Source organism: Clavibacter sepedonicus, from assembly GCF_000069225.1.
GTDB lineage: Bacteria > Actinomycetota > Actinomycetes > Actinomycetales > Microbacteriaceae > Clavibacter > Clavibacter sepedonicus.
This window is the reverse complement of sequence record NC_010407.1, coordinates 2,799,598-2,812,656: the sequence shown is the minus strand read 5'-3', so window position 1 is coordinate 2,812,656 and position 13,059 is coordinate 2,799,598. Positions and strand designations below refer to the sequence as shown.

Sequence of the window (13,059 nt, the reverse complement as noted above, 5' to 3'; positions counted from 1 at the left end):
GCGGAAAGGATGCCGCCCCATGGGAACGTGGGACGGACCCGACCCGAGGAGCGCGCGTGACCACGTACCCGTACGAGTCGCAGTGGGGCGACCTCGCGTGCAACGCGCCGCTCATCGAGCGCGTCGAGAGCCCGGCCGACCGGTTCGACTGGCGCACCGAGGGCTACCCGGACGAGTCCGAGTACGTGTTCTGGTCGCGGCACGTGTGCGGGCTCGCGGGGCTGCGGTCGGTGCTGCGGGCGTGGATCCCGGCGGCCGGAGCCCTGCCGATGCACGAGCTGATCACGCGGGCCGTCGCGCGCGGCGCGCTCACCCGCGACGGCAGCGAGGTCGGCGGGCTGTACTACCGGCCGTTCGCGGAGTGGGTGCGCGACGACTTCGGGATCGAGGCGGTCGTGCACCCGCGGATCGACGTGCCCGAGCTGCTCGCCGAGGTGGGCGAGGGGCGGGGCGTGCTCGCGTCGGTGTCGTCGGAGATCCGGTACCCGGAGCTGCCGGCGACGCGGCGCGGCGGGCACCTCGTGCTGGTGCACGCGTTCGACGGGGATACGGCGACGTTCCACAACCCGTCGGGGATCGAAGCCACGGCGGCGGACGCGCGGCTCGGGGCGGAGGGGTTCGCGCGGTTCTCGGCGGAGCGCGGGGTGGCGCTGGTGCGGCCGCGCTGATGCGGTCGCGCATCCCCCTTCTGCTGTGGGCGCCGATCACCGGGATCGCGCTCATAGTGGGGATCAACGTCGCGGTGCAGATCATGACCGGCATCGCTCTCCGCTGACCCTGGAGACGACACGAGCCCGGCCCCGCGCGCTGCGGGGCCGGGCTCGGCGTGATCGAGTCGGGCTAAGGCTAAGGCTAAGGCTAAGGCTAAGTATTAGTCACACCACGTACTGGGCGACTTCACTAACTTGGGCACATGCCGAGGCGCCCCACCCTCTACCCACCTAGCGTCTTTACTAGAATGGACTCATCCCAAGCGGCGGCAAGTATCGGGTTGTCCTGGTGTTGCGTTACCGCAAGCGCCTCCGACAAGTCAAAGTACATCAGTCCCGATTGTTTTGCTTCCTCAACACTTTTGCTGATGAGCTCTTCGACCCGTCGACTACCTAGCGTCACCAACGCCTCCAATTCCCGGATGTTGATAACGGCTACCGGTATATCTGGTGCCATGTCTGGGATCGCTGCAAGCGTTTCTGCCACAGCATAAAACGGCTCCATTGTGAGCACAATTCCTACACGCATTGTGGCCCTTGACATATCCGCAGGTATCACGGTATCGAATATGGCATTTGTATTATTTAGCTGCTTGACGGCTTTGCTGACACGGTCTTTCACAAAGGCAAGCATGTCCTCGTCTGCTCGCTGCACATGCTTGTCGGGACGAGTTGACTTGCATTCAATCAGGATCGTCAAGCCACCTAGTTCCAATATCCAGTCCGTAGTTTTAACGCGGTTCTTGCCGTCCTTGTACTCTACTTCCTCCTGTAGGCGGACATTGAGTAGAGCAAGTTGCTCGCCAACATAAGCTTCAAACAACTGCCCCAGGTCGCCGGCAAAATCCGATCCAGCCCTGCTGATCAATGCGTAGTACAGATTTGCTGTCGAAACCTGTGAGCTAATCCAGTGCCATACAGGGGCCACATATCCTCTAGTTACTCCCGTGATGAAGGGTGAAGACCCTAGGGGATTATGCGTAAGGCGTTGTAGACCTTCCTCCACCCCCTCGCGCTCCTCCGCCTCCATGACTCGGAACGACTCGAGATCGAGCGACATAATGTTCAAAACATGAATGAATTTTTCAACGGATACCGTTTCTATGGCCTGAGCAAAAATAGGACGATGCAAGTCCTTGATTGTGAGAACACCCTTGCCTATTTGGAACATAAGGGAGAGATTCATAAGGATATAGAACAACTCGTCAAGCGACACTCCCATGATCTCCTCGAACCAGTCGCCTTTCATCACCTTAAGTTTGGCGCGCGGCGGGATCTTGGTTCGAGTGAAAAGCGCCATGGCACTTGCTGCGCGCGAGAAAGGGCTCTGCTGGTCTGTTCCCTGAATGTGCATCATCCTGAGTTCGTTTTGATGAGCGCCGAACTCGCCCAAATCTTCTACATTCGGAACATAAATGCGGATTGATGCATGAAGGTAGTCGTCTACAATTTCTCCGATAGCAGGAAAGCCTTCGCGGTTTCCTTGCGAGATACTGGCTCGCGCCACGTCGGCGTACGCGAAAGGCGGTACCCAATTTTGACCCTGTTTGCTGGGGTCGTAGTTGTCAAGGATGCCTTCGGCTGACGTGCGACGAGCAAGTTCAAGCAGCAACGAGTTCTGATTCATGTGAGATATCATGTCTACGAACTCCCCATACCTAATGCCATCTGGCATATCGGGGCGTCGATTGTCTTTAATGAACATCGGTCCTCACTTCGTTGTCAAGATGCGTCAGGAAGGGGCGGCAATTATGCTTACAGTAAGGGTTTCAACCCGCCCGCGTCTACGGGCGGCATTGGTCAGTTTGCGGTACCCTCTTCTCGTAATTGCAAGAGATCGTGGCTAACGAAAAAGAGCCCGGCCCCCGCGCGATGCGGGGCCGGGCTCGTCTCATGCGCTGGGCGCGGTTCAGCCGCCGATCACGGCCAGCTGTCCTCGAGCTCGTGGGTGATGACGAGCTCGCGGATCTCGCAGCCGCGCGGCTGGCCGAGGATGAACATCACCGAGTCGGCGACGGCGGCCGGGTCGTTGAGGTTGGCGTCGGAGCCGGGCTTGTACTTCGGGTCGCGGTCGTCGAAGAAGTGCGTCTTCATGCCGGAGGGGATCAGCGTGGTCACGCCGACCTCGCCCTTCGTCTCGGCGGCCAGCGCCCGCGTGAAGCCGAGCACGCCGAACTTGGAGGCGCAGTAGGCGGTCGCGTCGGAGACGGCCTTGATGGCGAGCGACGACGCGACGGTGACGACGCGGCCGTGCGACTCGGTGAGGAACGGCAGCGCCGCGCGGACGACGGCGACCGTGCCCATCAGGTTCACGCCGATGACCTTCTCCCACTCGGTGGGGGCGACGTCGACGAGGCGGCCGCAGTGGTCGATGCCCGCGGCGGTGACGACGGCGTCGAGGCCGCCGTGCGCCTGCGCGATCTCGGTCACGAGCGCCTCGGTGGCGCGGGTGTCGGAGACGTCGATGCGGTGCGCCTCCATGCCGGTGACGCTCGAGGTGTCGAGGTCGAGCACGATGGGCTCGCCGCCGGCCGCGAGGACCGCCTGCGCGACCGCGGCGCCGAGCCCGGACGCGCCTCCGGTGATGAGGACGCGGCCGGTGCTGGGGCGGGGGGAGTCGGTCATGGGTGTTCCTTCCGTGGAGCGGTGGTTCGGGGAGTGGTGGGGATCAGCCGACGCGGGCGAGCGCGCCGGCGAGCTTCGTGGTGGATCGGCCGGGGTGGTACGGGACGGTCACGGCCTGGCCGCCCCACTCGGCGATGACCGCCGACTCGGGGAGGTCCTCGGCGCGGTAGTCGCCGCCCTTGACCCAGAGGTCGGGCTTGATGGAACGGAGCGCCTCCTCGGGGGTGTCCTCGGAGAACAGCACGACCGCGTCCACCACGCCGAGCGACATGAGCAGGTCGACGCGGTCCTCCTCGGTCATGATCGGGCGCTCGGGTCCCTTGAGGCGGCGCACCGAGTCGTCCGAGTTGAGGAGCACGACCAGGCAGTCGCCGAGGGCGCGGGCCGCGGCGAGGGTGCGGGCGTGGCCGGCGTGCACGAGGTCGAAGCAGCCGCCCGTCGCGACGACGGTGCCGCCGGCGGCCCGTGTCGCGCGGACCACCTGGAGGGCGCTCGCCGCGTGGCCGCCGATGGGGCGCGCGGCGGGCGGGCCGACGAGGGTGGCGACGCCGCCCGCGTCCACATACTCGGCGGCCGAGGCGACGGCGTCGCGCACGGCGTCCTCGACCGGGGATCCCGCGGCCAGCCCCGCGAGGGCCGTGGCGGCCAGGCGGTCGCCGGCGCCGCACGGGTCGCCCGTCGCGACGAGCGGGGCGGGGACGACGACGGGCATGGATCCACCGGCCGCGCCGGACGCGGGCGCCGACACGAGCAGGGCGCCGCGCTCGCTCATGGTGACGGCGACCGTCGCGACGCCCCACTTCGCCTGGAGCAGACGGGCGGCGTCGGCCGCTGCGGACACGTCGCGCCCGGCGACGCCGGAGAAGGCGCGCGCCTCGGCGAGGTTCGGGGTGGCGAGCGCCGTGTTCGGGACGGGCGCCTCGCCCGCGGGGTGCGGATCCCACACGAGCGGCACCTCGGCGGCGCGCGCGTCGAGGGCGGCGCGCAGGCGGGGATCGCGCGTGACGCCGCGGCCGTAGTCGGCGACGACGATGGCGTCGGCCGAGGCGATCGCGTCGAGCATCGCGTCGGTCGCGGCGGGCGTGGGCGGCGGCGCGCAGCCCTCGTCGATGCGGGCGATGGCGTGGCCGTCGGCGCGGACGCGGGTCTTCACGGGCGTGGGCGCGCCGGACGGGCCGGCGACCACCTCGATCCGGTCGAGGCACGCGCGGAGCGTCGCGGAGTGATGGTCGTCGGAGAGCACGGTGACGAGGCGCACGTCGTGGCCGTCGCGCGCGAGCATCGTGGCGACGAGGCCGGCGCCGCCCGCGCGGGGCAGCGACTCCTCGACCTCGATCACGGGCACGGGCGCGTCGGGGCTGAGGCGGTGCGCGGCGCCGGTCATGTCGACGTCGAGCAGCACGTCGCCGACCACGACGATCCTCATGCCGGCACCTCGGCGGGCGCCGCCGTGGTGGACGCGGGGGAGACCGTCACGGGCACGGACGCCGACGCGACGGCCGTCGTCGCCGACGCACGCGCCGCGGCCCGGTCGTTCGCCTTCAGGCGGCTCTCGAACGCGCGGCAGATCGCGTGCACGGCGACGAGCTGCGCCTCCTGCACGTTGGCCGACGGCCCGTCGAGCGCGAGGGACTCGTCGCACGCCTCCACCAGCGGGTTCGGGCCGGGGCCCGTCATCGCCCAGGTGGTGGCTCCCGCGGCGCGCGCGGCGGCGGCGGCGCGGAGCAGGTTCTCGCTGCGGCCGCTCGTGGAGAGGAGCACGACGATGTCGCCGGATCTGGCGTGCGCGTGCACCTGCCGGGCGAAGACCTCGTCGAAGCCGTAGTCGTTGCCGATCGCGGTCACCGCCGACGACTCGGAGTGCAGCGCGATGGCGGAGAACGGGCGGCGGTCGCCGTCGAACCGGCCGACCAGCTCGCTCGTGAGGTGCTGGGCCTCGGCCGCGGATCCGCCGTTGCCGGCCGCGATGAGGCGCGCGCCGTGGCTCAGGCGGTCGGCCATCTCGCGGCCCCACGCGGTGAGGCGCGGCGCGTGCCGGCGGAGGTCGTCGAGCACCGGGCCGAGCGCGTCGAGGTGGGCGTCGACCACGGTCGGGTCGGCGGGGAGGTCGTCGGGGGCGGCGGCCTGGATCGCGGCCAGGTACGCCTCCGCGGTGCGGGCGGCGACGGTCGACCACGCGTAGCCGTGCTCCATGCGGTCGCGGCCGGCGCGGCCGAGGCGGCGGCGGCGCGCGGGATCCGCGAGCAGCTCCCCGAGGGCCTCGGCGATGGCGGCGGGGTCGCGCGGCGGCACGAGGATCCCCGTCACGCCGTCGACCACGCTGTCGGTGAGGCCGCCGACCGCGGACGCGACGACGGGCACGCCGGAGGCCATCGCCTCGAGCGGCACGATGCCGAACGGCTCGTACCAGGGCGCGCACACCACGACGTCGGCGGTGCGCATCACGGCGGGCATGTCGGCCTGGGAGACGCGGCCGTGCAGGCGCACGCGGTCGGCGACCCCGGCGGCGCGGGCGGCGTCCATGAGGCGGCGGGCCTCCGGGTCGTCGGACCCGCTCGCGCCGTCGCCGGATCCGCCGACGATGACCAGCTCGACGTCGGTGCGGCCGCGACGGGCGAGGATCCCGAGGGCCTCGATCGCGAGGTCGACGCCCTTGCGCGGCACCAGGCGGTCGGCGGTGTCGGCAGCGTCGTCGGGCTCGTCCGCTCGCGGTGTGAAGTGCCCGATGTCGACGCCGCACGGGATCACGGTGACGCGGGCCGCGTCGACGCCCGCGCGCACGAGCTCGGCGGCCTCGTCGGAGCAGGTCGCGATGACGGCGTCGGCGCGGCGGCCGACGCCCGGCTCGAGCTCGGCGCGCGCGGCGGGGCTCGTGTCCTCGGCGCCGAGGTGGCGGCGCTTCACGGATCCGAGCGCGTGGAAGGTGTGCAGCACGGGCGGCGCGGCGGCGGCGCCGACCGGGGAGGACGCGAGGCGCGCGGCGGCGTCGAGCGCGGCGACCCCGGACATCCAGAAGTGGCTGTGCACGACGTCGGGCCGGGCGGTGCGCCAGTCGGCGAGGAGGCCGTCGGCCAGCTCGCCCATGTGCGGCAGCAGCTCGTCCTTCGGGACCGCGCGGGCGGGTCCGGCGTCGAGGTGCACGACCTCCACACCGGGCGCGAAGGCGACCCGGGCGGGCAGCGCCTCGTCGTCGCGGCGCGTGTAGACGGTGACCGTGTGGCCCTCCTCCGCGAGCGCGGCCGACAGCGCGGCCACGTGCACGTTCTGGCCGCCGGCGTCCACGCCGCCGAGCGTCGCCAGCGGGCTGGCGTGCTCCGAGATCATCGCGATCCTCATCGTGTCGTCCTCTCGTCGAGCGGGTGGGGAAGGGGGTGCGGGTCGGCGGGTGCGAGCGCGGTGGCCGGGGCGGTGCCCGGCGGTTCCGGCGGGGCGGTGGATCCCGCGGCCCGGCGATGCGCGCGCCGCCGGCCGGCCGCGTCCACGGCGTCGTGCAGCACGGCGTCCATGTCGTGCAGGAACCGGCCGAGGGAGTAGCGGGCGAGCGCGGCCTCGCGGGCGACGCGTCCACGGCGGGCGGCCTCGTCGGGATCCGCGAGCAGGAGCCGGGCCGCGCGCACGAGGTCGGCGGGGTCGGACGAGATCGCGCCCGCGTCCGGCGGCACCGCGCGCGACGCCTCGGTCGCGTCGAGCACCAGCACGGGCATCCCCATGTGCATCGCCTTGAGCAGCGACAGGCCGAGCGAGGTCCAGCGGTGCGGGTGGATGTACGCGCGCAAGCGGGCGAGCTCGGGGTGCATGCGGGAGGTCGGGAGGTCGCCGCGCGGCACGATGCGCTCGCCGAGGTCCGGGAACGCGTCAGGGACCAGATCCGTCCCCATCCCGAACACCTCGACGGGCGCGACCTCCGCGAACGCGGGCAGCAGGTCGGTGCCGGTGATGCGGCCGCGGCGCACGGGCTCGTTGATCACCGCGCCGAACGACAGGGCCTCGCCCGTGTAGAGCGCGCCGGGGTCGGGCACGCCGTGCTCGACGACCGTCGTGGGCGCGCATCCGGTGTCCCACATGAGCGCGTTGAAGCGCGTGACATGGATCACCGGGATGTCGTCGCGGTCGGCCAGCGGGTGCACGGTCTCGGTCGGGGCGCCGCGCGGGGTGTTGTGCTCGAGGAAGACGGCGGGCACGTCGGATCCGAGGCGGCGGCCGAGCAGGCGCTCGGCCTCCGCGATCTCCGGCATGCGCTGGAGCAGCACGAGGTCGACGTCCGCGTCGTGCAGGGACGACGGATCCACCTCGCGCGCGCTCGAGGGCCACGCGCGTCCGCCGCGGCCGAGGCCCCACGCGTCGCGGGCGGGCGTGGTGGGGAAGAGGATCTCGTGGGATCCGAGCACGAACGAGTCGGTCCAGCCGCCGTGGACGTGCCACATCAGGATCCTCATGCGGGCACCTCCGCGCGGCTCGTCGCCATGAGCCGCACGACCGCGTCGGCGACCTCGGCCGGCGCGACGCCCGCGAGGCACGGGTGCCCCGGCACGGGGCAGTCACGCGCGCGGCTCAGCTTGCAGGCCGCGTCCTGGTCGCCGAGCAGGATCACGGGCACGCGGTACGGCGCCCAGCGGATCGGCGGCACGACGGGCGAGAACAGGCTGACGACGGGCAGGCCCACCGCGGCGGCGAGGTGCGCGGGGCCGGTGTTGCCGCTCACGAGCACGGCCGCACGGCGCATCAGCGCGCCGAGCCCGGCGAGGTCGGTGCGGCCGCCGAGGTCGAGCGCGATGGATCCGGCGACGTGCGCCGTGAGGTCCCGCTCGTCGGGTCCGCCCGTGACGACCACGGGGATCCCGCGCGCGGCCAGGAGCGCGACCGCGTCCCGGTGCTGGTCGGCCGGGTACGCGCGCGCCCCGACCGCGGCGCCCGGGTGGACGAGCGCGAACGGACCGTCGGGGAGGAGCGCCTCCACGTCGGACGGCAGCTCGGCCGGCAGGACGGCGAGCCGCCCGTCGTCGCCGTCGGGCAGCGCGTGCCCGGCCGCGGCGGCGATCGCGAGGGCGCGCTCGGGCTCGGGCTGGTCCTCGTCGAGGTCCTCGCCGGGCTTCAGGCGCACGTCGAGGAGGGATCCGGCGTAGTCGACGCTCGCGCCCGTGATCCGCTCGACGCCGGCGAGCCGCAGCAGCAGCGCGAGCGGGAGCGGCGACTGGTGGAAGGACGTGAGGATGACGGCCTCGTCGGCATCGACCTCGGCGAGGATCGCGTGCAGGGCGTCGACCGACGCGGCGTCGGCGGCGGGCGCGGGGGAGGAGATCCACGGCGCGTCCCACACGTGCACCGCGTGCACGCCGGGCAGCAGCCGGCCGGCGGACGCGCCGCGCGGACCGCAGAGCAGATGCACCTCGACGCGGGGGTCGGCGGCGACGGCGCGCACCGCGGGCCCCGAGATCAGCACGTCGCCCACGGAGTCGAGCCGCACGACGAGCACGCGGCGGGGCGCGGGGTCGTGGATGAGGAGGTGCACGGCGTCGAGGATCGTCGGGGCCACCAGCTCCGCCTCGGCCACCTCCTCCTCGCGCGTGACGGGCGTGGGCACGAGCACGCCGCGCGCGCCCGCGGCCCGGGCGGCGCCCATGTCGGCGGCGATGTCGCCGACCACCGCGACGCGCGACGGATCCACGCCCCACGTCCGGCAGGCCTCGAGCACCATGCCGGGTCGGGGCTTCCGGCATTCGCAGCCGTCCTCGGATCCGTGTGGGCACAGCAGCACGAGGTCGAACGCGCCGAGCAGCTCCTGCACGCGGGCGTTGACGGCGTCGGCCTGCTGCCGAGTGATGAGGCCGCGCGCGATCCCGGACTGGTTGGTCACCATCCCGATGCGGAGGCCGGCGGCGCGCACGGCGTCGACCGCCTCGCGGGCACCGGGCATGAGCGTGACGAGCGCGGGATCCCCGTTGTACGGCACGTCGACGACGAGCGTCCCGTCCCGGTCGAACAGGACGGCCTCGAGGTCGTTCCCGGGCGAGCGCATGACGGAGACGTACCCGACTGCTCCTCGAGCCAAACCCCGCCCGCGGCACTTCTCCTCGGGGTGGTCCTCGTTAGCTCCGCGGTCTCTGTCCTTCGAGCGGGTATCGCTACATGGGTGTCACACCCCGTGGATCGGCCCACGCTGTCTCGACCGGCCCTCGATGTCGACGTTCCTAGTCAACAGGGGGTGGTTTTCGTCGAAAAACTGCGGAAACAGCGCTAGGATCGGCGCATGGCGACTGTTGGAACCTCATGCTGATCCGATTTGCTGTGGAAAATTTCCGGTCCATCAATGAACCCGTTGAGCTGTCCATGGTTGCGCTCGACGCAAATAGAGAGGGTCCGCGGCCTTCTGAATCGCTAAATGCCAGCTTGTTGTCTGTGGTGGGCATTTTTGGACCTAACGCATCCGGTAAATCAAATATACTGGCTGCCATAGAATGGCTCAGGCGCGCCGTCACTACGTCTCTAAGGAGTTGGGATGAGGCAATTCCTGTGCCCAACTTTGCATTTGGCAAAGACGGCAGTCGGCCTACCAAGTTCTGGGTCGAGTATCTCATCGAGGACATCCGCTTCGAGTATCAGCTCGAATTAGACTCAACCTCGGTGAAGTACGAGGGCCTTTTTCACTATCCCGCGGGAAGGCGCAGACGCCTATTCGAGCGGAGCGACATGGAGCTCAAGCTGCAGGACGGTCTTGGCGAGCTATCAGGTGCGCGCAAGCTGCTAACCGAGACGGCTTTAGTTCTGTCCATTGTTCGGCTCTTCAAGGAGCCGCTGACTCGTAGCTTCACGCGTCAAGTATTCAACACAAGCTCCAAGGGTCTGCATTCGAAGACCGGAATGATGCGTGAGTTTGGCATGGGCACGTTTGGCTCATCTGCGCCACTGTGGTTCGATATGCCCGAGGTGACCATGTCGACCGATGCAGAGGATGACGATCAAAGCGCAGAATTGCCCGTGAACAACAAGCGCGAGCAAGGTCTGGCTCTCCTGAAAATGGCCGACCTGGGAATTGTGGACGTGATACGGCGCGAGGATGAGTCAAGCATTGCTGACCAGAGGAACCGCAAAGTTACTATGCTTGTCCATAACGCGGACGGTGGGAGATATCCCCTTGACATGATGGCAGAGTCTGCCGGCACGCAGACCTGGTTTCGGCTAGTGGGTCCCCTCCTTCAGACCCTGGAAAGAGGGGGTGTTCTTGTTGTTGACGAGATCGACGCCAGTTTGCACCCCAAGCTGTCGGCAGAGATCCTTGGTATATTCTCGAATCCTCGGACTAATCCGAATAACGCCCAACTTATATTTACGTCGCACGACGCTAGTTTATTGGCTCGACTGAATAGAGATGAAATTTGGTTGACGGAAAAAGATGATTCGGGTGCAACTTCGCTGACCCCATTGACGGATTACAATGGTGACCGCGTGCGGAAGTCGCAAAACCTTGAGAAGGGTTACCTCGAAGGGCGCTTTGGCGGGGTGCCAGACATCGATATGGTAGGCGTATACCGAGCGCTTGGGCTTATCGGCTAATGGGTCGGCGTCCATCCGCAGTCTTGCGACGGCGGCGACCCTCCAAGCCGGAGCGCTATGTGATAGCTCTATTTTGTGAGGGCGAAGCAACTGAGCCGGAGTATTTTAAGGCTCTCGCCGCATTGCCTGAAATTCGGAGCCGAGCGAAACTAGACATGCGTATCAGTCTCACGGGTGCCGTGCCGCTCACGCTGGTGGAAAGTGCCGTAGCCGCTCGGGCGCGCGATGAGGCAAGCGAGTACTGGTGTGTATTCGACGTCGAATGGCCGCGTCAACATCCTCATTTGCACGAAGCCTTCGAGCTTGCCCGAACCAGAAGCATTCGTCTGGCCGTTTCGAATCCTTGTTTCGAAATATGGCTCATATTGCATATGAGTGAGCACGGTAGTCACTTAGATAACGACGACGCTCGCAGGCGGCGAAGGGACCTTGACGGTGCTGGTGACAAGCACGTTGATGCGGCTGCTTACCTTCCCCTTCGGGCCGTCGCGGCTGGTCGGGCGCGCGCTTTAGAGCTGCGTCACGAACGAGAGTCTTCTTTAATGCCCCACAATAACCCTTCAACGTCCGTGTATCAGTTAGTGGAATCGATCGAGCGCGCCAGCGGGGCCTGACGCCACCGCGACCGGGCCAGCAGCATCGGCATGAGCGGCGCGATCAGCAGCGCCCCCAGCCCGCCGACCGCCATGTCGCCGATCGTGTCGTCGTAGCCCGTGAGGATCGCGGGGTCGAGCCACGCCCGCCCCGCCCACTCGCCGAGCTCCCACAGCGCCGAGAGCGCGAGGCCCACCGTGAGGCTGAGGATCCCGAGGGGCAGCGGCCGCCGGTCGACCACGACGCCCGCGCGGTCGGCGAGCAGGATCACGAGCGCGGCGAGCGCCGCCGTCGTGACGAGGTGCGCGGGGATGTCCCACCACGGCAGCATCTCGTAGAGGTCGAGCCGGTTGCTCGCGGCGGAGACGAGCGTCGTGACGCCGATCGCCAGATCCAGCCCGGGCCTCGCCCCGAGGGACCGCGGTGCCACGAGCCCCAGCAGCGCGAGCGCGAACATCGCCGAGGTCGTGCCCGTCCACGCGAACACGGAGAAGAGGAAGGTGAGCAGCCCGATCACGCGCACGGCGTCGGCGAGGATCGCCGTGATGCCGTGCGGCGGCTGCAGGAAGGTGAGCCCGGCCAGCCCGGCGAACGCGGCGACGTCCTCGGGCGCGTGCGGATCATCGAGTGAGGCGGGGTCCGACGGATCCGTCAGCACCGCACCACCGCCTGCAGCGCCTCGTGGTCGCTCGGCGCGCGCCCGTCGATGCGCGTCGTGTTGATGCCGACCCGCTCGACCTCGACGTCGGGCGTGACGAGCATCCAGTCGATGCGGCGGGTCGTGCGCTTCGGCGCCTTGTAGTTCGACCACGTGCCCCACTCCGGCGTGAGGCGCTCGCGGGCGGCGGGCCACGCGTCGACGAGCGCGCCCGACCCGATCAGCAGCCGGTGCGGCTCCGTGTTGATGCCCGCGTTGGTGTCGCCCGCGACGATCGTGGGCGCCTCCACCTCGGCGACGATCCCGAGGATCATGCGCGCCGACTCCTCGCGCGAGCGCCGAGAGAGGTGGTCGAAGTGCGTGTTCACGTGCCGCAGCGGCAGGCCCGTGGCGCGATCCGTGAAGTCGGCGACCACGGCGATCCGCGGCACCATGTTGCCCCAGGTGCGGGATCCGGCGACCGCGGGCGTGTCCGAAAGCGCGACCTGCCGCCAGGTCGTGAGCTCGAGGCGGCGCGTGTCGTAGAAGGTGGGGCAGCCCTCGCCGTGGCCGTCGGCGTTGCGGCCGTGCCCGATCCGCCGGTAGTGTCGGCCGAGCGCGTGCGACAGGGCGCGCCCCTGCGTGGGCATCGCCTCCTGGGTGCCGAGGAGAGCGGGCTGCTCGCGTTGGAGGAGCTCGGCGATGAGCGGCTCTCGGTCGGCCCAGCGGTCGGGGCTGCCCGGCCGGTACCGGCGGAACAGGCGCCGGATGTTGTACGTCATCACGTGCAGCTCGGGGGCGTCGACCGGGCCGACGAGCACCCGCCCGTCCTGGAGGGTTCCGTCGGCGCTGAGGGTCATGGATCCATCGTCCCCCAGCGGGCCCGCGTCGACCGCCGCTGGCAGGGATCCGTCACGGGCACGGGCCCCGCGGCCGGGAAAC

Annotated in this window: 11 protein-coding genes and 1 pseudogene; 3 read left to right on the top strand and 9 right to left on the bottom strand. The window is 69.3% G+C overall.

Features of this window, described 5'->3' with window-relative positions; translation table 11 throughout:
• Positions 1–56: 56 nt before the first annotated feature.
• Entirely contained in the window at positions 57–668 is a 612-nt protein-coding gene (locus CMS_RS13130) for a hypothetical protein (protein ID WP_012299912.1), read from the top strand.
• A 265-nt stretch (positions 669–933) separates the two neighbouring features.
• On the opposite strand, the gene CMS_RS17195 is transcribed toward CMS_RS13130, so the two are convergent.
• From CMS_RS17195 to CMS_RS18005, 7 genes and pseudogenes are all read right to left on the bottom strand, one after another.
• Positions 934–2,337, bottom strand: a complete 1,404-nt coding sequence (locus CMS_RS17195; protein ID WP_133064099.1) for a hypothetical protein — start codon at positions 2,335–2,337, stop codon at positions 934–936.
• 293 nt (positions 2,338–2,630) lie between these two features.
• Positions 2,631–3,335, bottom strand: coding sequence for an SDR family oxidoreductase (locus tag CMS_RS13125; protein WP_041464706.1), 705 nt, complete (start codon positions 3,333–3,335; stop codon positions 2,631–2,633).
• 43 nt (positions 3,336–3,378) lie between these two features.
• Positions 3,379–4,761: a PfkB family carbohydrate kinase gene (locus tag CMS_RS13120; RefSeq protein WP_012299909.1), complete on the bottom strand. Its 1,383-nt coding sequence runs from the start codon at positions 4,759–4,761 to the stop codon at positions 3,379–3,381.
• A complete protein-coding gene (locus CMS_RS18280) occupies positions 4,758–6,671 on the bottom strand; it encodes a glycosyltransferase (RefSeq protein ID WP_012299908.1) in 1,914 nt (637 codons plus the stop codon). The genes CMS_RS13120 and CMS_RS18280 overlap by 4 nt, the downstream gene beginning before the upstream one ends.
• Positions 6,668–7,771 (bottom strand): glycosyltransferase, encoded by a 1,104-nt coding sequence (locus CMS_RS13110; RefSeq protein WP_012299907.1) that lies wholly within the window; start codon positions 7,769–7,771, stop codon positions 6,668–6,670. Before CMS_RS13110 ends, CMS_RS18280 begins: the two co-directional genes overlap by 4 nt.
• Positions 7,768–8,832, bottom strand: a complete 1,065-nt coding sequence (locus CMS_RS13105; protein ID WP_223842792.1) for a glycosyltransferase family 9 protein — start codon at positions 8,830–8,832, stop codon at positions 7,768–7,770. Before CMS_RS13105 ends, CMS_RS13110 begins: the two co-directional genes overlap by 4 nt.
• Before the next feature lie 27 nt (positions 8,833–8,859).
• Positions 8,860–9,351 (bottom strand): annotated as a pseudogene (locus tag CMS_RS18005) (D-glycero-alpha-D-manno-heptose-1,7-bisphosphate 7-phosphatase); the annotation flags it as partial.
• Positions 9,352–9,602: 251 nt separating this feature from the next.
• Between CMS_RS18005 and CMS_RS13100 the strand changes: the two are divergent.
• Complete coding sequence (locus CMS_RS13100) at positions 9,603–10,886, top strand: AAA family ATPase (RefSeq protein WP_012299905.1); 1,284 nt, start codon at positions 9,603–9,605, stop codon at positions 10,884–10,886.
• Entirely contained in the window at positions 10,886–11,500 is a 615-nt protein-coding gene (locus CMS_RS18365) for an RloB family protein (protein WP_012299904.1), read from the top strand. The genes CMS_RS13100 and CMS_RS18365 overlap by 1 nt, the downstream gene beginning before the upstream one ends.
• Here CMS_RS18365 and CMS_RS13095 read toward each other — a convergent pair.
• Both CMS_RS13095 and CMS_RS13090 read right to left on the bottom strand, forming a co-directional pair.
• A complete protein-coding gene (locus CMS_RS13095; RefSeq protein ID WP_012299903.1) occupies positions 11,461–12,138 on the bottom strand; it encodes a hypothetical protein in 678 nt (225 codons plus the stop codon). The two genes, CMS_RS18365 and CMS_RS13095, sit on opposite strands and share 40 nt — an antisense overlap.
• Positions 12,132–12,977, bottom strand: coding sequence for an endonuclease/exonuclease/phosphatase family protein (locus CMS_RS13090; protein ID WP_012299902.1), 846 nt, complete (start codon positions 12,975–12,977; stop codon positions 12,132–12,134). The genes CMS_RS13095 and CMS_RS13090 overlap by 7 nt, the downstream gene beginning before the upstream one ends.
• Between the last annotated feature and the right edge of the window lie 82 nt (positions 12,978–13,059).